The sequence below is a fragment of the Pseudomonas putida genome, assembly GCF_030159595.1.
GTDB classification, from domain to species: domain Bacteria; phylum Pseudomonadota; class Gammaproteobacteria; order Pseudomonadales; family Pseudomonadaceae; genus Aquipseudomonas; species Aquipseudomonas putida_AC.
Window position 1 is genome coordinate 381206 of record NZ_BSKJ01000003.1, and the last position, 21437, is coordinate 402642.

Here is a 21437-nt window from a genome sequence, read left to right on the forward strand (position 1 = left end):
CAAGTAGGATGCTTCCGAGAGCGTCGTGGGAAATTTCTGAAAGCGCCGGAATACCACCCCTGACACAAGGCCGCTCCTGCAAGCACCGTGCAGCTTGGGTTAGCGTTGAACCTCCTGCTTGAACCGCAAGCGCCAGCCATGCAACAACGGTTCGGTATAGCCACTGGGCTGCTCCCGCCCCTTGAACACCAGCTCACGCGCAGCGCGCAAGGCATGCGATGCCTCGAACCCGCTCGCCATTGGCCGGTACGCCGGGTCCCCGGCATTCTGCTGGTCCACCACCCTGGCCATGCGCTGCAGGGTCGCTTCGACCTGCTCGGCACCCACCACACCATGATGCAGCCAGTTGGCGATGTGCTGCGCCGAAATGCGCAGGGTGGCACGGTCTTCCATCAGGCCCACATCGTGAATGTCAGGTACTTTTGAGCAGCCGACCCCTTGCTCGACCCAGCGCACCACATAACCGAGGATGCCCTGGCAGTTGTTGTCCAGTTCAGCCTGGATATCGTCGGCGCTCCAGGGCCGCTCGGGGCTGACCGGCACGCTGAGCAGGCCGTTCAGCAACGCGTGGCGTTGGGCGTCCAGATCAACTGCTTCCAGTGCCTGCTGTACCGATGCCACGTCCACCTGGTGGTAGTGCAGCGCATGCAGGGTCGCGGCCGTCGGCGAGGGCACCCAGGCGGTGTTGGCACCGGCCTTGGGCTGGGCAACTTTCTGTTCGAGCATGGCCGCCATCAGGTCGGGCATGGCCCACATGCCCTTGCCGATCTGCGCCTTGCCGCGCAAGCCACAGGCTAGCCCCACCAGCACGTTGCTGCGTTCGTAGGCCTGAATCCAGGCGCTGCCTTTCATGTCGCCCTTGCGCAGCATGGCGCCGGCTTCCATGGCGCTATGCATCTCGTCCCCGGTGCGGTCGAGGAAACCGGTGTTGATGAACACCACCCGTGATGCGGCACTGGCGATGCAGGCCTTGAGGTTGACGCTGGTACGCCGCTCCTCGTCCATGATGCCCATCTTCAGCGTATGCGCGGGCAGCCCCAACAGGGCCTCGACGCGACCGAACAGCTGGTCGGCAAAGGCCACTTCGGCCGGCCCGTGCATTTTCGGTTTGACGATGTACAGGCTGCCCTCGCGCGAATTGCCGCGGCGTTTGAGGTCGTGCAGGCCGATCAGGCTGGTGACCACGGCATCGAGGATACCTTCCGGTATTTCCCGGCCATCGCGGTCGTGGATGGCAGGGTTGGTCATCAGGTGGCCGACGTTGCGAATGAACAGCAGCGAGCGGCCCGGCAAGGTCAGTGGCTGGCCGTTTGCACCGTGATACTGGCGGTCGGCGGCCAGGGTGCGGCTGAAGGTTTTGCCGCCCTTGCTGACCTGTTCGCTGAGGTCGCCTTTCATCAGGCCCAGCCAGTTGCGATAGACATTGACCTTGTCGTCGGCGTCGACGGCCGCCACTGAGTCTTCACAGTCGATGATGGTGGTCAGTGCGGCTTCCAGAAGGATGTCCTTGACCCCGGCCAGGTCCTGCTGGCCGATGGCGTTGGTCGGGTCGATCTGGATTTCGAAATGCAGCTGATGATGCTGAAGCAGGATCGCGGTTGGCGTGTTCGGCTCGCCCTGGTAGCCACGCAGTTGTTCAGGGTTCTGCAAGCCGGCCTGCCTGCCGTCGGCCAGGGTGACCTTTAGTGTGCCCTGGCTGATCGTGTAGGCCTTGGCCTCGCTGTGTGAAGCACCGTGGAGGGGGGCCGAGGCATCGAGGAAATGCCGACCATAGGCAATCACGTTGGCGCCGCGTACCGGGTTGTAGCCCTGGCCGCGCTCGGCACCTGCGGTTTCAGCGATGGCATCGGTGCCGTACAGCGCGTCGTACAGTGAACCCCAGCGGGCGTTGGCGGCGTTGAGCGCGTAACGGGCGTTGCTTAACGGTACGACCAGTTGCGGGCCTGCTTGTACGGCGATTTCGCGGTCGACGTTACGGGTGCTGATCTGCACGTTTTCGGGGATGTCGACCAAGTAGCCAATGCCGTGCAGGAAGTGCTGGTAGGCGGCCATGTCGTTGATCGGGCCGGGGTGCTGGCGGTGCCAGCTGTCCAGTTCGGCTTGCAGGCGCTCGCGTTCGGCGAGCAGGGCGCGGTTTTGCGGGGCGAGGTCGTGGACCAGGGTGCTGAAGCCTTGCCAGAAGGTGGCGGCTTCGATGCCGGTGCCGGGGAGGACCTCGTCTTCGATGAAGCGCTGGAGGGTGGGGGCGATCTGGAGCTGGTGGTTTGGCATTGTCTGTCCGCTCGATGTTCAGTCTGCTCGATATGTGTTGCCTGTGCTGGCCTCTTCGCGGGCAAGCCCGCTCCCACAGGTATTGCACTGGACTTGAGGCTTGTGTGGTCCCTGTGGGAGCGGGCTTGCCCGCGAAGAGGCCGGTGCAGGATTTACAAGGCAGCCGCCCCTACTTTGGCCACCTGGGCGTCCTGCTCGGACTTGACCCCGGACACGCCAATGGCCCCCACTACCTGGCCCTCCACCCGCAACGGCACGCCACCTTCCAGGCTGGTGAGCAGCGGTGCGGTGACGAATGCAGTGCGGCCACCATTGACCATCTCTTCGTAATCCCGCGTTTCCTTGCGCCCGAGCGCAGAGGTCCGGGCCTTTTCCACGGCAATGTAGGCACTGGCCGGCGCACAGCCATCCATGCGCTCCAGGGCCAAGGGGTGGCCGCCGTCGTCGACCACCGCGATGGTCACGTTCCAGTGCTGGGCCAGGGCTTCCTGGCGGGCGGCGGCCAATACGCGGGCGACTTCGGCCTGGCCGATCACGAACTTGCTATGCATGGGGGTTCTCCGGGTTCAAGGCTGCTTCGACGATTTCGATCCAGTGCCGTACCGGCGTACGCCCGGCCCCGTCGAGGTGGGTCTGGCAGCCGATGTTGGCGGTGGCGATGACATGCGGTTTGCCGCTTTCCAGTGCGTTGAGGCGGTTGTCACGCAGTTGCAGCGACAGTTCAGGCTGGGTCAGCGAATAAGTGCCAGCCGAGCCGCAGCACAGGTGGCCGTCCGGCACCGAGGTCAGGGTAAAGCCCAGGCGCGTCAGCAGTGCTTCTACCGCGCCGCCCAGCTTCAGGGCATGTTGCAGGGTGCACGGGCAATGGAAGGCCAGGCGCTGTTCGGCGCACAGCCCCAGTTGCTCGACGGGCTCATCACGCACTACTTCTACCAGATCGCGGGATAGAGCGCTGACCCGCGCGGCCTTGGCGGCGTAACGAGGGTCTTTTTCCAGCAGGTGGCCGTAGTCGCGCACAAACGCGCCGCAGCCGCTGGCGGTTTGCACAATGGCCTCGGCTCCCGCTTCGATGGCAGGCCACCAAGCGTCGATATTGCGCCGTGCACGTTGCAGGCCTTGCTCTTGGGCATTGAGGTGGTAGTCCACCGCGCCACAGCAGCCGGCCTGGTGGATCGGCTGCACGCTGATGCCCAGGTGGTCCAGCAGGCGCGCTGCGGCGGCGTTGGTGTTGGGCGACAAGGCCGGTTGCACGCAGCCTTCCAGCATCAGCACCCGGCGTGCATGGCGGGGTGCCGGGCGCTGGCCGGGTGGGGTCACCCGCGCCGGCAGTTTGCGTTTGAGCGTGGCCGGCAGCAGCGGGCGCAGGGCCTGGCCGCTACGCGTAAGGGCCTTGAACAGCGCCGGGTGCGGCACCACGGCTCGCAGGCCCTGACGCAGCAGGCGCTGACCGAGCGGGCGCGGCACCTGCTGTTCGACCACAGCGCGGCCGATGTCCAGCAGGTCGTGGTACTTCACCCCGGATGGGCAGGTGGTTTCGCAATTGCGGCAGGTCAGGCAGCGGTCAAGGTGCAGTTGCGTGCTGGCCGTGATCGGCTCGCCTTCGAGCATCTGCTTGATCAGGTAAATGCGCCCGCGCGGGCTGTCCAGTTCATCGCCCAGCAACTGGTAGGTGGGGCAGGTGGCGGTGCAAAAACCACAGTGCACGCAGGAACGCAGGATGCTTTCGGCCTCGTCGGCGCGGGCCAGGCGTCGGGATGCTTCGCTCAGGTTGGTTTGCATGGTCTGGCCTCACAGGTCCGGGTACAGGCGACCAGGGTTGAATACACCCTGGGGGTCGAGCTGCTGCTTGAGGGTGCGGTGGTAGCGCATCAGCGCAGCGGGCAGCGGCGGGCTGCTGTCCGCTCCAGGTGCGTAGCAGGTGGCGTGGCCGCCCACGTTGGCGACCAGGTCGCGAATGGCCTGTGCCGGTGCGCTGGACGTGAGCCAGCGCTGGGCGCCACCCCAGTCGATCAGTTGCTGACCGGGCAGGTCCAGCTCGCCGGTGGCGTTGGGCAGCGACAGGCGCCACAGCGGTGCAGGGCCGTTGAAGAACGCCAGGCGCTGTTCGCGCAGGTCGCTCCAGAAACGGCTGTCCAGGGTTTCGCCTCCCAGTCGCTGGCGTGCCGATTGCACCGAACCTTCGCCGCCCTCCAGGCGCAGGTACAACGCTTCGCCGTCATGGCAAGCGGCGCTGATCGGCAGTGGCTGCTGGCCCCATTCGGCCAACTCGGCCAGCGCTTCATGCCGGCCCATCGGCAGGCTCAGGCTCAGGCACTGGCGTGGCCGAGGCAGCACTTTCAATGAAACCTCGGTCAGCAACCCCAGGCAACCGAAGCTGCCCACCATCAGCCGTGATACGTCGTAACCGGCCACGTTTTTCATCACTTCGCCACCAAAGCGCAGCAACTTGCCGTGGCCGGTGATCACCCGTGTGCCCAGCACATAGTCACGTACCGACCCGGCCCATGGCCGCCGGGGGCCAGACAACCCGGCTGCGACCATGCCGCCCAAGGTGGCGTCCGGGCCCAGGTGTGGCGGTTCGCAGGGAAGCATCTGGCCGGCTTCGTGCAGCGCCGCCTCGATCTCGCGCAGCGGTGTGCCGGCGCGGGCAGTAAGCACCAGCTCGGTCGGGTCGTAGCTGACGATGCCACGGTGGCTACGCGTGTCGAGTACTTCGCCGGTTATCAGGTTGCCCAGCATGGCTTTGCTGTTGCTGCCCTGGATGCGCAGCGGTGCGCCTTGGTTCAGCGCCTGGCTGACCTGCTCCAGCAGGGCCTGGCTGTTGTCGCGGTCCATGCTCATCAGAAGCGCTCCAGCTCGGGGAAAGGCAGGTGCCCATGGCGCACATGCATGGCGCCGAACTCGGCACAGCGGTGCAGGGTGGGGATGTTCTTGCCGGGGTTGAGCAGGCCCCGCGGGTCGAAGGCAGCCTTTACCGCGTGGAACAGGGTTATTTCGTCGCTGTTGAACTGCGCGCACATCTGGTTGATTTTCTCGCGGCCTACGCCGTGCTCGCCAGTAATGCTGCCGCCCACCGCCACGCACAGTTCGAGGATCTTGCCGCCAATGGCTTCGGCGCGCTCCAGTTCGCCGGGCAGGTTCGCATCGAACAGAATCAGCGGGTGCATGTTGCCGTCGCCGGCATGGAACACGTTGGCCACGCGCAGGCCGTATTCCGTGGACAGGTCACTGATGCCCTTGAGCACCCGTGGCAGTTCGCGACGCGGGATGGTGCCGTCCATGCAGTAGTAATCCGGGGAGATGCGCCCCACCGCCGGGAAGGCGTTCTTGCGTCCGGCCCAGAAACGCACGCGTTCGGCTTCGTCGCAGGCCAGCCGCACCTCGCGGGCCCCGGCGTGCGCCAGGACGGCGGCCACCCGTTCGCAATCGTCATGCACATCGGCCTCGACGCCATCCAGTTCGCACAACAGGATGGCCGCCGCGTCCACCGGGTAGCCGGCATGAATGAAGTCTTCAGCGGCGCGAATCGCCAGGTTGTCCATCATCTCCAGACCGCCGGGAATGATACCGGCAGCGATGATTTCAGCGACTGCCCGGCCGGCATCCTCGACGCTGTCGAAACTGGCCAAAAGCACCCGCGCCACCTGAGGCTTGGGTAGCAGTTTGACGGTGACTTCCGTGACGATGCCGAGCATGCCTTCGGAGCCCGTGAACAGTGCCAGCAGGTCGAAACCTGGGCTGTCCAGGGCATCGCTGCCGAGGGTCAGGCGCTCCCCCTCGACCGTGAGGATTTCCACCTTGAGCAGGTTGTGCACGGTCAGGCCGTATTTCAGGCAATGCACGCCACCGGCGTTTTCGGCGACGTTGCCACCGATGGAACAGGCAATTTGCGAAGACGGGTCTGGCGCGTAGTACATACCATGAGGTGCGGCGGCCTGGGAGATGGCCAGGTTGCGCACGCCGGGCTGCACGCGGGCGTAACGGCCTTGTGGGTTGACCTCGAGGATGCGGTTGAAGCGTGCCATCACCAGCAGGATCCCCTTGGCCAGCGGCAGGGCGCCGCCCGACAGGCCGGTGCCGGCACCTCGCGCCACCACGGGCACGCCGCGTTGGTGGCAGAGCCTGAGCAAGGCCTGCACCTGCTCCAGGCGCTCGGGCAGGACCACCAGCAGGGGGACTGTGCGATAGGCCGACAGGCCGTCGCATTCGTAAGGTTTAAGGTCCTCTTCGCGGTGCAGGATATCGAGGTCTGGCAGGGCATCGCGCAGCGCCTGCAACAGGTCTGCCTGGTCCACGGTGGGCAGCGCGCCATCGACGCGTTCGTCGTACAGGATGTTCATTGGCTCACTCGGCAACGGTTTTTGTTGTTGTTGGCAAAGCGGTCACCGTTGCAGCGTGCGCGTGCCGGCGGCCGGGGTCGAGTAGGGTGGGTACTGGTCCGACCAGTTTTTCTCGCGGGTACTGGTTATTGGTGGGTTTACCCGGCTAGATTGGAGCAGGTTGTCAAACTGGTCCTACCAGCAGGAGGGTGCGCAGTGGGTAATGACGGCAAGGCCAAGGTCGCCGACCAGGTGGCCGAGCGGGTCGAGCGGCTGATCGTCGATGGCGTACTCAAAGTGGGCCAGGCACTGCCGTCGGAGCGGCGGCTGGTAAATAAGCTGGGTTGCTCACGTTCGGCCCTGCGCGAAGGGCTACGCATCTTGCGTGGGCGCGGCATCATCGACACCGAACAGGGGCGGGGCTCGTTCGTCGCCGACCTGACCGGGCAGGCGGGCGCCACACCGTTGATGCACCTTTTCAGCTCGCAGCCGCGCACGCTGTTCGACCTGCTGGAGGTGCGGGCGTTGCTGGAGGCTGAATCGGCGCGGCTGGCAGCGCTGCGGGCCACCGAGGTCGACCGCTTGCTGATCCGCCGGCGCTACGAGGAAATGTTGGCAGCGCATGATGCCCCTGAAGCGATTCATGCCCGTGAGCACGCACGTCGCGACCATGCCTTCCACCGTGCGATCAGCGAAGCGTCACACAACCCGGTGCTGGTGCATACCCTGCAATCGCTCAGCGACCTCACCTTGAGCACGGTGTTTGCCTCGGTCAACAACCTGTATTGCCGGCCGGCGCAGAAGCGCCAGATCGACCGTCAGCATGCACGGTTGTATCAGGCGGTGATGGAGCAGCTGCCTGAGCAGGCGCAGCGGGCGGCGCGGGAGCATATCAACGGGATACGCGACAGTTTGCGGGAGATCGAGCAGGAAGAGCAGCGCCTGGTGCGGGCGACCATGCGTATGGATGGGTGGGGGTGATGTAAACCTGTATCGGCCTCTTCGCGGGCTTGCCCGCGAAGAGGCCGATACAGGCCTACCTCAATGATCAGCTATCCGGTCATCCTGCGAGAGAATGGCCCGGGCCAGCTCTTCATCATTGGCTTGCAGCCCAGGGTGGTCCTTGCGGACCTGTTCCAGCGCCGACTCCACATAGGCGCCACGGATTGCACCGCCGCTGGCGACGAACGCAGAAAGTTCGTCACGGGCCGGGATGATCCGTTTATCGTCCTTGAAGGTCGAGTAAAGCGAAGCGGAAACACCGGCCGAGGTGGCGACGTCGCCCGCATCGACGCGGGCCAGGGCAGCACCGGCAGGCAGCAGGAGCAGCAACGCAGGGGCGAGGAGTAGGTGGCGCATGTCGTGTTCTCCAGTAGCGTGAAGCCCAAGGGAATAAACCACTCAGTGTTTAAGAAAGCACGCAGGTGGTGGTAGTTCCCTTGGGGGTTCCACGAAAAGGATCGATCAAGCCAACTGGTAGGTGGTCTTGACCCGGGTAAAGAACTGCCGCGCATGGGTGCCTTGTTCCCGCGAACCCAGGCTCGATGCCCCATTCCCCCCAAATGGCACATGGTAATCCACCCCGGCCGTCGGCAGGTTGACCATCACCATCCCCGCCGAACTGTTGCGCTTGAAATGCTCGGCCTGGCGTGCGATGAAGGCGTCGTGAATGCCTTCGGTCACGATCACCCGCGAGCTGGCGGTGCAGCGCTGGCCTGTGCTGTAGAACGAGCCGTTCAAGGCCACTTCTACCGCTTGCTCCAGGTCGGCATCGTCCAGCACGATCAGCGGGTTCTTGCCGCCGATCTCCAGCTGCGCTTTCTTCATGCCTTCGGCGGCCAGCCGGGCAATTTGCCGGCCGGTGTGCTCGGAGCTGGCGCGCTCGAAGCGTTCGACCACTTCACCCGGGTTGGACGGGTTGCGGTTTTCAAGAATGTCGATGTTGCCGACCAGTGGGACGAAGGCGCCATCGACGTAGCTGCTTTTGGTGACAAGGGTCATGCGCTGCGAATCCTTTTTTCAGAAACCTGGCGGGCGACGAAGTCGCTGATGTTGTCCACGGCGCTGTCCATCAACTGCTGCATGGCGTCTTCGCTGCTCCAGGCGATGTGTGGGTTAAGCAGGAAGTCATCGCGGTCGATCAGCTGGAACAGTGGGTTGCTGGGGTGAAGCGGCTCCACTTCCACCACATCCAGTGCCACCCCGCCCAAGCGGCCTTGCTGCAGCGCCTGGATCAACGCCGCTTCGTTGACCACGCCACCACGGCCGGTGTTGACCACCACGGCGTCGGGCTTCATCAGTGCCAGTTGTGCGGCATCGATGAGGTTGTGGGTCTCTGGCGTAAGCGGGCAATTGATCGACAGTACGTCGCAGCTTTTCAGCAGCTCGGCCAGTGGGCGGCAGTCCGGGCCTTTGCGTTTGCCACCTCGGTCTTCGAACAGCACTTGCATGCCGAACGCCCGCGCCAGGTGCGCCAGGCGCAGGGCGATCGGCCCGCTGCCGATGATCGCCAGCTGCTTGTCGCGCACATCGCGGATACGGTGGTTGAAGTAGATGTTCTGGTACGGTTTTTCGCCGGCATGCACCTGGCGCATCAGGCGGGTGAAGGCGGCCGGGCGGCGGAACAGTTCGAGGATCATCGCCAGGCAGTGTTCGGCCACGGTGTTGGCGGCATAGCCCGGTACGCTCGACACTTCGATGCCGTGGGCTTCGCAGTAGCCGACGTCGACGATATCGCGACCGGTGAGGGCCAGCGAGATCATCTTCAGCCTGGGCAACTGACGCAGGTGCTCTTCGCGCAGCGGCACGCTGCAGGTCAGCGCCACTGTCGCGTCCTTCAGGTGCTCCAGGACCTGCTCTGGCTGGGTGTAGGCGAACTGCTGCCAGCTGTGCTTGCAGTCAGGGCGCTTGAGGCGGGTGGAAGGTGCCAGGCCTTCGTCGTCAAGGAGGACGATATGTTCGCTCACGTTATTGTCCTTATTTTTTCTGCGCGGGTACGTAGCCGGCAGGCGCCATGCCCACCAACTGGCGGGTGATGAAACCGGCATCCTGGTCGTGGTCTTCCAGCGATTCCTTGCGCACCAGTGCATCGCGTACCAGGTGTGCGCCAAAGAAGCGGAAAGGCTCTGGCGGCAGCAGCTTCATCTTCTGGTCGACCAGGCCACAGTTGGCCCACTCGTCGTTGGCATGGGTGGCCAGCGACTTGATGATGCGGCTGGCGAACACCGTGGTGGCCACGCCGTTGCCGGAAAAACCGATGCCGTAGCTGACGGTCTGGTGTTGGTCGAGGTAGCCGAAATTGGGCAGGCCCTTCATGGCCCGGTCGATTGGCCCGGTCCAGCTGCTGACCACAGGTACATCCTGCAATTGCGGGTACAGCCGGCGCAGTTCGGCGGCCACCTTGTCGGCGGCCGGCGAGGGTTTTTCATACAGGTTGCCAATGCGTCCGGCAAAGGCGAACTGGCCCAGCGGCTTGCCGAATACCACACGCCCGTCGGGGGTGTTGCGCCAGTAGTTGAGCACGGTGCGCGAGTCGGTCATGCACTCGCCGCCGCTGAAACCGATGGCGTCAAGTTTGGCCTTGACCGGCGCGGTGGCGACCATGTCGCTGGACATGATCGCGATCATGCGGCGCAGCTCGGGGAATTGCGCGCCCCAGGCGTTGAGCGCCAGCACCACATGGTTGGCCTTCACATGGCCCTTGGCTGTGTGCACCACGGGGTGCTTGCCGCGTTCCAGGTGGGTGAACGGCGATTTCTCGAATATCTGCACACCCAGTTTCAGCGCCACGCGGCGCAGGCCGCGGGCCAGCATGGCGGGCTGCACGGTGGCGGCGTTTGGGTCGAAGATGCCGCCCAGCACCAGGGGCGAGCCAACGCGGCCACGGATGGTCTGGCGGTCCAACTCCTGAAACGGGTTGACGTCGAGCCTCTGCAGGCCGTCGGTGAGCACGCGCCACGCGTTCATCTGGCGCTGGTTGGTGGCCGTCCACAGCCAGCCGTCCTTGCGGTATTGGGCGTCGATGCCGTGTTGCTGGCAGAAGCTGCCGATCTCGTCGATGGCCGACTCGGCCGCCTCGCAGATGCGCCGTGCTTCGACATCGCCGCAGATGGTGCGCACTGACAGGTACTTGCCCCACCAGTTGGTGGCCACGCCACCATTGCGCCCGCTGGCGCCCGAGCCACAACGGTCGCGCTCGACGATGACGATGGTTTTTTCCGGGTGTGCCTGTTTCAGGCGGATGGCCGACCACAGGCCAAGGAAACCACCACCGACGATACAGACATCGGCTTGAATCGAGTCCTGCAGTGCAGGGGCCAGGTCGTTGTCCAGGTCAAGCGCCTGGGCATACCAGAATCCACGGTACATGAGGGGGGCCTCTGAGCATGTTTGTCTTGTGCCTACATGATGCTCAGCCGGGCCGGGGGGCTGATATTACAGCCATGACAATTGATAGAACGGCGCCGCCTTTTGTCATGGACTTCCTATTTGTGGGGACGCATATGATATGACGGACGCAGGGCGCGTTTTAGAATGGCGCCATTGCGCATGTCATGAGGCCAGCGTCGATGTTTGCCGAACAACAAGAAGAACCGCTACAAGCCACCGTCGCCACCGCGCAGGTCAAGCCCGAACTGCGTGTGGGGTTCGTGCTGATGAACCATTTCACCTTGGTGCCAGTGGCGGGGCTGGTGGATTCGCTGCGCTTTGCGGCGGACAAGTCATTCCGTAGCCAGCAGGTGTATTGCCAGTGGGACTGGATGACCTTGGACGACCAGCCGATCACCGCCAGTTGCGGCATGCCCATTTCGCCGACCAAGCCCCTGAACCTGTTTGCCCAGTACGACTACATCGTGCTTGCAGGCGGCTTGCTGGACGAAACCCGCAATCCGCCGGCCTGGCTGTTGGACGCATTGCGTGAGGTGCATGCGGCGAATATCCCGATCATCGCGCTGTGCTCTGGGTCGTTTGTGCTGGGCAAGGCCGGGCTGCTCGATGGCCGGCGCTGCGCGCTGCATTTCACCTTGCGCGATGAGTTCAAGGAACGCTTTCCGCTTACCACGGCGGTGATCGACAAGAGTTATGTGGACGACCGCGGCATCATCACCTGCCCTGGCGGTACGGCCATTGATTTGGCGGCCAACCTGATTCGCCGGCATTGCGGCGCAGTGCGGGCGCAGAAGGGCCTGGAATACCTGCTGGTGGATGAGCGCGCTGATGAGCCGCAAGACAAGGCGGCCAGCGAGTGCGTGTACCAGAACGACCGCGTGCAACGGGCGATCAGCTTCATGCGTGCCAACCTGGATGCGTCGATGACCCTCAAGGCCGTGGCTGAGGCGGTAGGTACGCACCCACGCCAGTTGCACCGCGAGTTCGTCGCCAATACCCAGGAACCGCCCGCCAACTACTGGCGCAAGTTGCGTCTGGATCATGCCCGGCGGCTACTGGTGAATACCAGCCAGAACATCACCACCATTGCCTTGGCGTGCGGGTTTTCCGATGCTTCGCACTTTATCTTGTGGTTCCGCAAGCAGTATGGCGAGACGCCTTACAGCTTTCGCAAGCGCCGGCATGAGGTGGAGCGGTTTGACTGGCATGGTGACAAGGTGGGGTTGGACCCGGAGCTTTAGCAGGCTTTACCCATTTTTGCTGTGTATCGCGGACACTGTAGGCGCAACTGTCTTGTGTTGCCTGTGCCGGCCCCTTCGCGGGTTCACCCGCGAAGGGGCCGGCACAGGCAACAGCACCCACAGGGATTGCACTGGGTCATCAGAGCTGGCCGAAGGCCTGGATCTCGATGCGATATTCAGGGGCTGCCAGCGCAGCCCCTACACAGGCCCGCACCGGTGGATGATCACCCACCCAGGCGTCATACACTTCATTCATTGCCGCAAACTCGCTCATGTCGGCCAGCCAAATCTGCACGCGGGTAAGGTTGCCCTTGCTCGCGCCGACCTGCGCCAGCCACTGCTCCAGCTGCGCCATTACGCAGCGGGTTTGCGCAGCGATGTCGCCCGGTTGCAGGGCAACGATGCCAGAGGTCTCGATACGGCCGTCCACCAGCACCATCTGGCTGGCCCGTTTGCCTGGGTTGATACGTTCGATCATCGACTGGGTCCTTAAAACAGAACGTAGGTCTTGCGCAGGGTTTCGCGAATGTCCCACACCCCTTCGCAGTTCTCCGGGAACAGCACCGCATCCCCAGCGCGCAGCTCTACTGGCTCGCCGCCGTCGGGGGTGAAGGTGCACCAGCCGCTGACGATATGGCTGAACTCGCGGTTTTTCAGGTAGCGGCGGAACACCCCCGGGCTGCTTTCCCATACCCCGATGCTGGCGCCGACGGTTTCGTCGGTCTGGTCCTGGGCGCTGGCGGCCTGGGCGATGGGTTCACCGATCGGCAGTCGGGCCGGAGCAGCAGTGCCCAGCGGCGAGGCGGGGGCATTGCGCACGACAGTCAGTACTTGGCTCACGAAGAGGCTCCTTCAGGCTTTACGAACAATGGGTTTGGCGGTGGGGGTGGTGCTGCTGTGGTTACCGAGCGCGGCTGCCTGCTGCAGGTCGAGCTTGCTGGTTTCAGGGGCCAGCCACCATGAGATCAACGCGCCGAACAGCGAAATCAGGGCGGCAGCAAACATGGTGTTGGCAATGCCGTAGCTGGCCAGGGACATCGGCACCAGGTACGTTCCAACGGCCGCGCCAATGCGCGACAGCGAGGTGGCCAGGCCTACTGCCGACGCACGGATTTCGGTTGGGAACAGTTCGTTGGGGTAGACGTATTCAAGCACCTGGGCGCCGCCGATCAACACCGCATAGGCACCGAACAGCACCAGTACGGTAGTGGGCGAGGCATCCGGAAACACGCCCAGCATGACCAGCGACATGCCCGACCAGAGGAAGCTGTGGATCAGCATGTTGCGACGGCCCAGGCGGTTGATCAGCTTGGTGGCCAGCAGGCAGCCCAGGGTGAACAGCAAGGTGATGGCGATGGAGCCGAAGGCAGCCCAGTCACCGGTCAATTGCAGAGCCTGCAGCACTTTTGGGGCAAACGAGTAGATGGCGAACAACGGGACGATGGCGCAGGTCCAGAACAGCGTGACGAACGCCATGCGCTTGCCGTAGCCCGAGTGGAACAGCGACCACACGGAAACGGGCGTGTCGGTGGTCTGCTCCGGCAGGTCGGCAATGGAGTAGTCGGGGCCGTAGACCTTCTTGATCACGGCATCGGCTTCGGCAGTGCGGCCTTTGCTCAGCAGCCAACGGGGTGATTCCGGAGTGCCACTGCGGGCGACCAGGAACAGCGCCCCGGGTATCAGGGCACTGGCCAATACATACCGCCAGCCGTCTTCACCGCCCACGCGCAGCAGCAGCTCGCCGACCATGTAGGCCACAGCGGCACCGGCAAACCACATCAGTACCATGGCTGCCAGCAGTGGGCCGCGTTGCTTGCGTGGCAGGAACTCGGCCAGCAGCGACGTGGCGATCGGGTAGTCGGCGCCCACCGCGATACCGATCAGCAGCCGCCAGACAAACAGTGCCCAGGCTGATTCCACCCAGAACTGCGCCACCGAGAAACCGACGATGGCGACCAGGTCGACCAGGTACAGCACCTTGCGCCCGTACTTGTCGGTGAACCAGCCACCGAGAAAACCACCCAGGAAAACCCCGATCAATGCCGACGCCGCAATCAACCCCTCCCAGAAGGCTGACAGTTGCAGGGCATTGGTGATTTGCAGCATGGCGACGCCGATGATGCTCAGGACGTAGCCATCGAGAAAAGGCCCGCCAGCTGAGTAGACCGTCAGCTTGCGGTGAAACGCGTTGAGCGGCGCATCTTCGACGGAGCGTTTGGAAACGGACATGCGACTTACCTCTTGTTGTTATTCGCTGCACTAGCGTCGCGGCACTATCGCACCGGCCTGTGAGGGCGCCCTATAACGGCTCGGACGAGTCATGGAATGTGCTGACCGGGTGTGCCGAGGCCTTATGCAAGTTGTCATGGATGTTCTAGGGGTGGTGCTGGGGGCTTTTCTAATGTGTGGGGGCCGGCTTGCCGGTACTGAGGCTTTCAGCACAATTACAACTACCTGGAATTCGAACCATGACCCGCCCCTTACTCGACTCCCTCGATGGCGAACATTACGACGTGGTGGTCATCGGTGCCGGTGCGGTCGGCTGTGCCGCTGCCCGGCAACTGGCCGCCCGCAACTTCCGCACCTTGCTGGTGGACCGTGGCGATATCGGCGCCGGTACTTCCTCACGCTCCAGCCGCATGCTCTATTCGGGGCTGGGCTACCTGGCGGCGCGCTACCCGCTGTGGCAGATTCCGTTCCGGCCGATGGATATGTGGCAGCGGCTGCGCTACACCCGCCAGGTGATGCGCTGCCGGGCCGAACTGGTCAAGGAGATGCCCGGCCACCTGACCCGACACCGCTTCCATTACCCGTTCCGCCGTGGCGACCGTTACCCGCCATGGCTGGTGGACATGGGTTTTCGCCTGGTCGAAGCGCTGGGTGGCTGGAAGGTGCCGCTGGTCTACCGGCGCCAGTCGCAGCAGCAGGCGGCGGGCGACAGCGCCATGGCAGCGGGGCTGGGTGGGCCGCTGCGCGGGGTGGGCGTGTTCGAGGAATACATGTATGCCTGGCCTGAGCGCATTTGTGTCGACACGGCGCTGGACGCGCAATGGCGTGGAGCTACGGTGCGGACCTACACCCGCGTCAGCCAGTTGCAACGCCAGGATGCCCAGTGGCGGCTGACCCTGGACGAGCAGGCCCCTGAGACCAAGGGCCAGGCCCAGGTGACCGCCAAAGTGGTGATCAACGCCGCAGGCCCCTGGGTGGACCGCGTGTCGGGTGCGGCTGACGCTGGCCCAAGGGTGCTGGGGATCAAGGGCGTGAACGTGATGGTGCGCCTGCCAGAGGCGTATCGCGGGCAGGGCCTGGAGGCGTTCTCCAGTAAGGGTGAGCCTTACTATGTGTTCCCTTGGCGCGAATTCCACTTCATCGGCCCGACCGAATCGGAGTTCCATGACGACCCGGACACCGTGCGGGTAGAGGACAGCGAAATCGACTACATCCTCAGCGAAGCCAATCAGCTGTTCCCCGACCTGCAACTGACCCGCAACGATGTGCAGCACTGCTGGTGTGGCGTGCGCCCGACCTCGACGCTGGATGGCCGCAGCACGCACTTGCCGGTACGCCTGAGCGAAGCGGCGGGTAAGCCGGGCCTGCTGACCTTGACCGGCTCCACCATCATGCTGCACCGCCACGCTGCGCGGGTGATTGCCCGTGGCGTTGAGGCGCGGTTGGGCAAGCGTGGCAAGGCGCCTGAAGGCATGCTGGAGCGCGGGCGGGTCGACAGTGACGACATCGCTGCAGTGGTGCGGCGCGAGCATGTGGTGCGGCTGGTGGATGTGGTGCGCAGGCGCCTGCCCTGGGGGTTGGACCCGGACCTGGGGCGGGCACGGGTAGAGCAGCTGTCGCAGCAGGTGGCGTTGGTGCTGGGCTGGTCGGAAGCTCGGCGGCAGGCGGAGCTGAAGCATTTCGAGGAGGATACGGCGCGGGTGTATCGGCAGCTGTAGCGGTAGGCGGGGCCGACGATGCGCTCGTTGGCCCTGTAACGCTTATTGCTCGGTCAGCCCCGCGCGCGTCAACAACCCGTCCAGCACTACCTCGCATGCCGCGCCCCAGGTAGCGCTTACCGGCTGATGCATCAGCACCGCCAGCCCATCTGCGGTAAAGGTACCTGGTGTGGCAATGGCCTGGCCCAGTGCCTTGAGTGTGTACTCAGGCTGTTGGCCAGCGCTGGCCACGCAGTCTTGCAGGTTGCCCAGCACCAGCGCCCGCGCCTCTGTGGCGGGCAGGCCTTTGTCCATCAGCCACTGCTGCAGGTCGTGCATCAGGAAGTAGAACCAGCCATTCATGCACGCCGCCACGGTGGCCAGTTCGAATTCCGGCTCCGCGTGCAGCACCACCAGTTTGCCCAGTGGCCCCAGGTACTGTGTGGTGAGCGTATCGGGCGGGCAGACCACTACCGTGGACTGGTTGTACTGCGCCGCATACGACAGCATCGCACGCACACAGCGGGCACCAGGGAACGCGGTGGACAGGTGCGCAAGGTTGACCCCGGCGGCTAGCGAGACCAGGCGCTGGCCGGGGCGCAGGTGTACGTCATCTGCCAGTTCGGCAAGCGAATGCGGGCGCACGCCAAGTATTATCAGTTCCGCCTGGTCGACCACTGCCTGGTTGCTCGTCAACACCTGGCAACCGTGCTCCTGGGCCAGCAGGGCGGCCCGCTGCGCATTGCGCGGTGAAAGCAGGATGGGGCCCTCGAACCCGCTGCGGCGCAGGCCGATGACCACTTTTTCGGTGAGCTCGCCCACCCCGAGAATACCCAGGCTATGCATGGTGCCTCCTTTTCAGCTTTCCAGGCCGGCTCGGCGCTGGCCCCAATGCAGGTTCAGGTTGATGCCCGCGCTGAGCAGCGGCTCAGGCGGGTTGCGGTTGGGGCCTGCGCTGCCGAGCAAAAAGTCGGTCAGCTCGTCGCGCTCGCCGCTCAGCCAGTCCGCCAGCAGGGTGCCCGTAGCCGTGCCACGCGTAATGCCCAGGCCGTTGCAGCACAGCGCCGCGTGCACATTAGGCGCGAGGGTGCCGAAGTGCGACAGGTGGTTGCGCGACAGGCACATCGAACCGCCCCAGGTGTATTCGAACGCCATGCCCGACAACATCGGGAAGCGTCGCTCGAATGACTCGCGGTGCTGGCGCCCGGCGCGGGCGATGTGGCGTGGGTTGGCACGGCCGTCGGCATTGAAGCTGAAACTGTTGCGCACCAGCAGGCGTTGGTCTGGGGTGCGCCGCAGGGTGCTGCCGAACGGGTCGGCCGGGATGATGCCCCAGGTGTTCTTGCCACCCAGGCGGGCTTGTTCCTCCTCGGTCAGCGGGCGGGTCATGCTGGCGTAGGTGAAGATCGGCAGCAGGCGGCCAGGCAGGAAGCCGAAGTGCGAGGCGAAGGCGTTGTTGGTCAACAGTAACTGGTCGGCGACGATCTCACCGTTGCTGTGCTTGAGGGTGATGCGCCGGCCCTGCTCGATGCGGGTAATGGTGGTGCGCTCGTGTAGGGTCACGTTGGCCGGCAGGCTTTCGGCCAGGCCCTTGGCCAGGGCGGCCGGTTGCAGCAGTTGAGTGCCCGGGGTGTAAAGCGCTTTGCGGTAGAAGGCGGTGCCAAAATGCTCGGGCAGGTCGCGGGCTTCGATCATCTGGTAGGGCTGGCCGAGTTTTTCCAGGCCGCTGCGGTAGGCTTCGAGCACCGCCAGGCCTTTGTCTTCGACGGCCGCCTGGTACTTGCCGTCCGGGCGGATCTGGCAGTCAATGCCGTGCTGGTTGATGAGCTTGCGCAAAATCGCCTGTGCGCGCAGGTTGAGCTTGAGGTTCATCCGCGCCGTGGGCAGGTCGCCGATGTAGTCGGCGGCGCCAATGTCGTGGGGCAGGTCGATGGCGAACCCGGAGTTGCGCCCCGAGGCGCCGAAGCCGACTTCCTGGGCTTCGACCAGGACCACCTCGTCGTCAGGGTGATGCAGGGCTAGCTGCCGCGCGGCAGCCAGGCCGGTGAAGCCCGCACCAAGCACTACCCAGCGCGCCTCGCTCCGCCCCCGGTGCGCGGTGCGTGGCTGGCGCGGCGGGCTGAGGTGGAACCAGCCGCAACCGTTGTCGTCCGCGGGGGTAGAGGTGTTTCTGTACATGGTTTTTATCCGTGTTGTTTTCTTCACTATGGCATTGGCGGTTGGGCGGGGACTATGACGGGAGGGACGGGGAATGGGATGTTTTGGCTGAGGGCATTGACCGTTCCGGGCCGGGCGTGATTTGCTCGGGCTACATGATCATTCAAAGGAAATTGAAGGTCCCGCCATGCCCGACTACACGCTGCACTGCTTCGCCGAATCCGGCAACGCCTACAAGGCCGCGCTCATGCTCGAACTCACCGGCCAGGACTGGCAACCGGTGTTCGTCGACTTCTTCCATGGCCAGACCCGTGAGCAAACGTGGCGTGACGAGGTGAACGAGCAGGGCGAGGTGCCGGTGCTGGAGCACGCGGGCAAAACCTTCACCCAGTCAGCACTGATCCTGGACTACCTTGCCGAACAGACCGGCCAGTTCGGCCCGCGTGATGAAGATGAAAAGCGCGAGATCTGGCGCTGGATGCTGTTCGACAACCACAAGTTCACCAGCTATTACGCCGCGCTGCGCTTTCTGTTCTGCCTGAAGAAAACGGGGGAAACGGACGTGACGCGGTTCCTGCGTGAGCGTGCTACGGCGGCTTACCGTATTGTCGATGCGCACCTGGCAAAGACGTCGTTCATGGTCGGCGGCCGGCTGACCATCGCTGACCTGTCGTTGGCGGGGTATGTGTTCATGCCCGAAGATACCGGGATCCCTTTGGCGGAGTTTACTCACATTGAGGCGTGGAAGGCACGGATTCAGGCGCAGCCGGGGTGGAAACATCCGTATGAGCTGATGCCGCGTACGGCATCCTGACGCCTTCGCGGCACCGCAAGGTTCAGATGGACAACCGCACCACCCGGTTATCCAGTACCTGCTGTTCCTGCCCCCGCCGCTTGTTCACCACCAGCTCGCCAATCGCAATCAGCCGCGTGCGCGTGATGTTGCGCGACAGTCCCAGCAACTGCGCGGTATGTACCTGGTTGTAATGGCAGAACCGGTAGGCCGAGCGCAACAGGGCATTTTCCACTTTCTCGTACAGGTCGCCCGACTGCTCCTCGTACAACCGGCTGAACGCTCGCTGCAGTAAGTCTTCCACACCATTGCCTGTCGGCTCTTCCTCTTGTCGCTCGAGGCGCAGGTTGGACAAACGCAGGTCCTGCGCTTGTACCGTACCATCGCCGCAGGTGAGCAAACTGTGGTGAATCACGTTTTCCAGCTCGCGAATATTGCCTGGCCAGCTGTATTCCACCAGCTTGGCCTGGGCTGTGGGGCCAAGCTCTACCGGTCCGTAACCCAAGCGATCGCTGTAGCTGCGAATGAAGTGCCGGGCCAGCGGCAGAATATCGCCCGGGCGATCGCGCAGCGGGTGCAGCTGCAAGGTCACCACATTCAGCCGGTAGTACAGGTCTTCGCGGAAATGCCCGGCGTTGATGGCCTTTTCCAGCTGTACGTTGGTCGCCGCCAGTACCCGCACGTTGATCGGAATGCTCTTGCGCGAGCCCAGTCGCACCACTTCGCGCTCTTGCAGCACGCGCAGCAGCTTGACCTGGATCGGCAGGGGCAAGTCGCCGATTTCGTCGAGGAACAGCGTGCCGCCATTGGCCTCCTCGAACCAGCCAGCCTTGGCCGCCAGTGCGCCGGTGAAGGCGCCTTTTTCATGGCCGAACAGTTCGGCCTCCACCAGCGACTCGGAAAACGCGCCGCAGTTGACGGCGACGAACGGGCCGTTGCGCCGGCCGCTGAGGTTGTGAATGTGGCGGGCGACCAGCTCCTTGCCCGTACCGGTTTCGCCGATGATCAGGACGCTGGCCTCGCTGGGGGCGACCTGTTGCAAGTGGGCGAGCAGCGCCTGCGACCTGGGGTCTTCGAAGACCTGTGCGGTCGCCCTGATCGAGGTAGCCAGTGTCGGTGACGGGGGGAGGGTCAGCAGTTGCATGGGCAATCCTCAGGAATAGAAGGAGGGGGCAGGGCGCTTGTCGTTGAGGGCCCACTCGCCGAGCTCGTGGATGCGGTAGTCCACCGGGTCGTGCAGGGTTTGCGTGCGCAGGTTGCGCCAATGGCGGTCGAAGCGCAGCGAGGCATGGGTGGCGCGGGCGCCGGTGACTTCGAACAGGCGGTTGCAGATGTCCAGGCCGTGGCGGCTGGCGGCGACCTTGGCGGTACCGATGGCCAGGGCCAGGTCGCCACGCTCTTCAGCCGTGAGGGCGTGCTCCTTGGCCCAGGCGGCATCCAGCTGGCGCGCGGCCCGTTCGATCAGCAGGCGCACGCTTTCCAGGCCGACCCAGAACTCGCCGTAATGGCGAAGCACATAAGGGTCTTCGGCACTGCTGGCGGCGGTGGAGCGGAACCACGGCCGGCTTTCCTTGAGGGTGTAGTGGCGGGCTTCTTCGAAGGCGCCTTCGGCAATGCCGAGGAACAGGTTGGCGAAGTGCAGCTGGGCAATCAGCGGGCGTAGCGCGGCGAACGGGGTGCTGAGCGGGCCAGGGTCAAGCAGCAGTTCGTTGTGCTCTACCCGCACCCGCTCGAACGTGGCGCTGCCGCTGTCGGTCTGGCGTTGGCCGATGTTGTTCCAGTCGCTGTGCAGGCTGATGCCGGTGCGGCCACTGGGGATGGCGGCAATCAGCAGCTTGCCGCCAGCACGTTCGTCCACCGCCGAGGCAATGAGCATTTCCGAGTCGCTGGCGCCGGAGCAGAAGCTTTTCTTGCCCGAGAATTCGCACCAGCCATCGAAGTGCTTGACCACGGTACGTGTGTCCAGCGGGTTCAGGGCATTGCCCCAAAACCATTGTTTGCGGGCGGTCTGTTCGAACCAGGGCTGCCATTGGTCGGGGCGCGAGAATAGGCGCACGGTGGCCAGCATCAGGTGGTGAAAGCCAAACACATGGGCGAGGGAGCTGTCGACCCGGGCGAACTCGCGCACCACCGCGAAGGTGTCGTGCCAGTTGGCGCCCTGGCCACCGAACGCCTGCGGGATCACCAGCGACAGCAAGCCGCTGTCACGCAGGGCATCGCGCTCGGCTTTCGGCGTGCCGCCGCGCTCGTCGCGTTCGACGGCCGTCTGGGCAAACTGCCCGGCCAGTTCACGCGCAATCGCCAGGGCCGGGCGCAGGGGGGTATTCACAGGTGCATTCAT

General features: G+C 64.3%; 19 protein-coding genes and 1 pseudogene. 4 read left to right on the plus strand and 16 right to left on the minus strand.

The features are described 5' to 3' along the window. Nucleotides 1-99: 99 nt before the first annotated feature. The 5 genes from QQL85_RS09220 to glcD form a co-directional block, all read right to left on the minus strand. Nucleotides 100-2271 carry a malate synthase G gene (locus tag QQL85_RS09220; protein ID WP_284355684.1) on the minus strand — a complete coding sequence of 724 codons (2172 nt, stop codon included), beginning with the start codon at nucleotides 2269-2271 and terminating at the stop codon, nucleotides 100-102. 152 nt (nucleotides 2272-2423) lie between these two features. After that, complete coding sequence (locus QQL85_RS09225) at nucleotides 2424-2822, minus strand: heme-binding protein (RefSeq protein WP_110742276.1); 399 nt, start codon at nucleotides 2820-2822, stop codon at nucleotides 2424-2426. Then, on the minus strand, nucleotides 2815-4050 hold the full coding sequence (glcF, locus tag QQL85_RS09230) for a glycolate oxidase subunit GlcF (protein WP_284355683.1): 1236 nt from the start codon (nucleotides 4048-4050) through the stop codon (nucleotides 2815-2817). Before glcF ends, QQL85_RS09225 begins: the two co-directional genes overlap by 8 nt. A gap of 9 nt (nucleotides 4051-4059) precedes the next feature. After that, nucleotides 4060-5112 carry a glycolate oxidase subunit GlcE gene (gene glcE / locus QQL85_RS09235; protein ID WP_284355682.1) on the minus strand — a complete coding sequence of 351 codons (1053 nt, stop codon included), beginning with the start codon at nucleotides 5110-5112 and terminating at the stop codon, nucleotides 4060-4062. Further along, on the minus strand, nucleotides 5112-6611 hold the full coding sequence (glcD, locus tag QQL85_RS09240; protein WP_284355681.1) for a glycolate oxidase subunit GlcD: 1500 nt from the start codon (nucleotides 6609-6611) through the stop codon (nucleotides 5112-5114). The genes glcE and glcD overlap by 1 nt, the downstream gene beginning before the upstream one ends. Nucleotides 6612-6806: 195 nt before the next feature. On the opposite strand from glcD, the gene glcC reads away from it, so the two are divergent. Next, entirely contained in the window at nucleotides 6807-7571 is a 765-nt protein-coding gene (glcC, locus tag QQL85_RS09245; RefSeq protein ID WP_284355680.1) for a transcriptional regulator GlcC, read from the plus strand. A 60-nt stretch (nucleotides 7572-7631) separates the two neighbouring features. On the opposite strand, the gene QQL85_RS09250 is transcribed toward glcC, so the two are convergent. The 4 genes and pseudogenes from QQL85_RS09250 to QQL85_RS09265 all read right to left on the minus strand — a co-directional run bounded on the left by QQL85_RS09250 (nucleotide 7632) and on the right by QQL85_RS09265 (nucleotide 10958). After that, on the minus strand, nucleotides 7632-7949 hold the full coding sequence (locus QQL85_RS09250) for a DUF2388 domain-containing protein (RefSeq protein ID WP_028613195.1): 318 nt from the start codon (nucleotides 7947-7949) through the stop codon (nucleotides 7632-7634). A gap of 105 nt (nucleotides 7950-8054) precedes the next feature. Next, a pseudogene (locus tag QQL85_RS09255) lies at nucleotides 8055-8450 on the minus strand (aldehyde dehydrogenase family protein); the annotation flags it as partial. Nucleotides 8451-8587: 137 nt separating this feature from the next. Further along, nucleotides 8588-9556 (minus strand): NAD(P)-dependent oxidoreductase, encoded by a 969-nt coding sequence (locus QQL85_RS09260; protein ID WP_284355679.1) that lies wholly within the window; start codon nucleotides 9554-9556, stop codon nucleotides 8588-8590. A gap of 10 nt (nucleotides 9557-9566) precedes the next feature. Next, the gene (locus QQL85_RS09265; protein WP_284355678.1) at nucleotides 9567-10958 is read right to left on the minus strand and encodes an NAD(P)/FAD-dependent oxidoreductase; all 1392 of its coding nucleotides are present in this window, start codon (nucleotides 10956-10958) and stop codon (nucleotides 9567-9569) included. A 200-nt stretch (nucleotides 10959-11158) separates the two neighbouring features. Here QQL85_RS09265 and QQL85_RS09270 point away from each other — a divergent pair, with 200 nt between their 5' ends. After that, nucleotides 11159-12220 carry a GlxA family transcriptional regulator gene (locus QQL85_RS09270; RefSeq protein ID WP_284355677.1) on the plus strand — a complete coding sequence of 354 codons (1062 nt, stop codon included), beginning with the start codon at nucleotides 11159-11161 and terminating at the stop codon, nucleotides 12218-12220. A gap of 139 nt (nucleotides 12221-12359) precedes the next feature. Here QQL85_RS09270 and QQL85_RS09275 read toward each other — a convergent pair whose 3' ends face one another. From QQL85_RS09275 to QQL85_RS09285, 3 genes are read right to left on the minus strand one after another with little or no spacing between them, the layout of a single operon-like run. After that, entirely contained in the window at nucleotides 12360-12698 is a 339-nt protein-coding gene (locus tag QQL85_RS09275; protein ID WP_284355676.1) for a RidA family protein, read from the minus strand. Nucleotides 12699-12709: 11 nt separating this feature from the next. Beyond that, nucleotides 12710-13060, minus strand: a complete 351-nt coding sequence (locus QQL85_RS09280) for a cupin domain-containing protein (protein ID WP_284355675.1) — start codon at nucleotides 13058-13060, stop codon at nucleotides 12710-12712. A gap of 12 nt (nucleotides 13061-13072) precedes the next feature. Beyond that, nucleotides 13073-14449, minus strand: a complete 1377-nt coding sequence (locus QQL85_RS09285; RefSeq protein WP_284355674.1) for an MFS transporter — start codon at nucleotides 14447-14449, stop codon at nucleotides 13073-13075. Nucleotides 14450-14688: 239 nt separating this feature from the next. Here QQL85_RS09285 and QQL85_RS09290 point away from each other — a divergent pair, with 239 nt between their 5' ends. Beyond that, nucleotides 14689-16167: an FAD-dependent oxidoreductase gene (locus tag QQL85_RS09290; protein WP_284355673.1), complete on the plus strand. Its 1479-nt coding sequence runs from the start codon at nucleotides 14689-14691 to the stop codon at nucleotides 16165-16167. A gap of 42 nt (nucleotides 16168-16209) precedes the next feature. On the opposite strand, the gene QQL85_RS09295 is transcribed toward QQL85_RS09290, so the two are convergent. Together QQL85_RS09295 and QQL85_RS09300 are read right to left on the minus strand one after the other, a co-directional pair. Beyond that, nucleotides 16210-16992, minus strand: a complete 783-nt coding sequence (locus QQL85_RS09295) for an NAD(P)-binding domain-containing protein (RefSeq protein WP_284355672.1) — start codon at nucleotides 16990-16992, stop codon at nucleotides 16210-16212. 12 nt (nucleotides 16993-17004) lie between these two features. Further along, a complete protein-coding gene (locus QQL85_RS09300; RefSeq protein ID WP_284355671.1) occupies nucleotides 17005-18324 on the minus strand; it encodes an NAD(P)/FAD-dependent oxidoreductase in 1320 nt (439 codons plus the stop codon). Nucleotides 18325-18490: 166 nt separating this feature from the next. Between QQL85_RS09300 and QQL85_RS09305 the strand changes: the two genes are divergently transcribed. Beyond that, entirely contained in the window at nucleotides 18491-19117 is a 627-nt protein-coding gene (locus QQL85_RS09305; protein WP_284355670.1) for a glutathione S-transferase family protein, read from the plus strand. A 22-nt stretch (nucleotides 19118-19139) separates the two neighbouring features. Here QQL85_RS09305 and sfnR read toward each other — a convergent pair whose 3' ends face one another. Both sfnR and QQL85_RS09315 read right to left on the minus strand, forming a co-directional pair. Continuing rightward, complete coding sequence (gene sfnR / locus QQL85_RS09310; RefSeq protein WP_284355669.1) at nucleotides 19140-20240, minus strand: sigma54-dependent transcriptional activator SfnR; 1101 nt, start codon at nucleotides 20238-20240, stop codon at nucleotides 19140-19142. Between the two features lie 9 nt (nucleotides 20241-20249). Next, complete coding sequence (locus QQL85_RS09315) at nucleotides 20250-21437, minus strand: acyl-CoA dehydrogenase family protein (protein WP_284355668.1); 1188 nt, start codon at nucleotides 21435-21437, stop codon at nucleotides 20250-20252.

What these genes read in the sequence shown, in the direction of transcription:
- QQL85_RS09300 (WP_284355671.1), bottom strand. Translation starts at nt 18,324, where the DNA reads ATGTACAGAAACACCTCTACCCCCGCGGACGACAACGGTTGCGGCTGG.
- QQL85_RS09285 (WP_284355674.1), bottom strand. Translation starts at nt 14,449, where the DNA reads ATGTCCGTTTCCAAACGCTCCGTCGAAGATGCGCCGCTCAACGCGTTT.
- QQL85_RS09315 (WP_284355668.1), bottom strand. Translation starts at nt 21,437, where the DNA reads ATGAATGCACCTGTGAATACCCCCCTGCGCCCGGCCCTGGCGATTGCG.
- glcD (WP_284355681.1), bottom strand. Translation starts at nt 6,611, where the DNA reads ATGAACATCCTGTACGACGAACGCGTCGATGGCGCGCTGCCCACCGTG.
- glcF (WP_284355683.1), bottom strand. Translation starts at nt 4,050, where the DNA reads ATGCAAACCAACCTGAGCGAAGCATCCCGACGCCTGGCCCGCGCCGAC.
- QQL85_RS09275 (WP_284355676.1), bottom strand. Translation starts at nt 12,698, where the DNA reads ATGATCGAACGTATCAACCCAGGCAAACGGGCCAGCCAGATGGTGCTG.
- QQL85_RS09270 (WP_284355677.1), top strand. Translation starts at nt 11,159, where the DNA reads ATGTTTGCCGAACAACAAGAAGAACCGCTACAAGCCACCGTCGCCACC.
- QQL85_RS09290 (WP_284355673.1), top strand. Translation starts at nt 14,689, where the DNA reads ATGACCCGCCCCTTACTCGACTCCCTCGATGGCGAACATTACGACGTG.
- sfnR (WP_284355669.1), bottom strand. Translation starts at nt 20,240, where the DNA reads ATGCAACTGCTGACCCTCCCCCCGTCACCGACACTGGCTACCTCGATC.
- QQL85_RS09305 (WP_284355670.1), top strand. Translation starts at nt 18,491, where the DNA reads ATGCCCGACTACACGCTGCACTGCTTCGCCGAATCCGGCAACGCCTAC.
- QQL85_RS09265 (WP_284355678.1), bottom strand. Translation starts at nt 10,958, where the DNA reads ATGTACCGTGGATTCTGGTATGCCCAGGCGCTTGACCTGGACAACGAC.
- QQL85_RS09295 (WP_284355672.1), bottom strand. Translation starts at nt 16,992, where the DNA reads ATGCATAGCCTGGGTATTCTCGGGGTGGGCGAGCTCACCGAAAAAGTG.
- QQL85_RS09250 (WP_028613195.1), bottom strand. Translation starts at nt 7,949, where the DNA reads ATGCGCCACCTACTCCTCGCCCCTGCGTTGCTGCTCCTGCTGCCTGCC.
- QQL85_RS09220 (WP_284355684.1), bottom strand. Translation starts at nt 2,271, where the DNA reads ATGCCAAACCACCAGCTCCAGATCGCCCCCACCCTCCAGCGCTTCATC.
- glcE (WP_284355682.1), bottom strand. Translation starts at nt 5,112, where the DNA reads ATGAGCATGGACCGCGACAACAGCCAGGCCCTGCTGGAGCAGGTCAGC.
- QQL85_RS09225 (WP_110742276.1), bottom strand. Translation starts at nt 2,822, where the DNA reads ATGCATAGCAAGTTCGTGATCGGCCAGGCCGAAGTCGCCCGCGTATTG.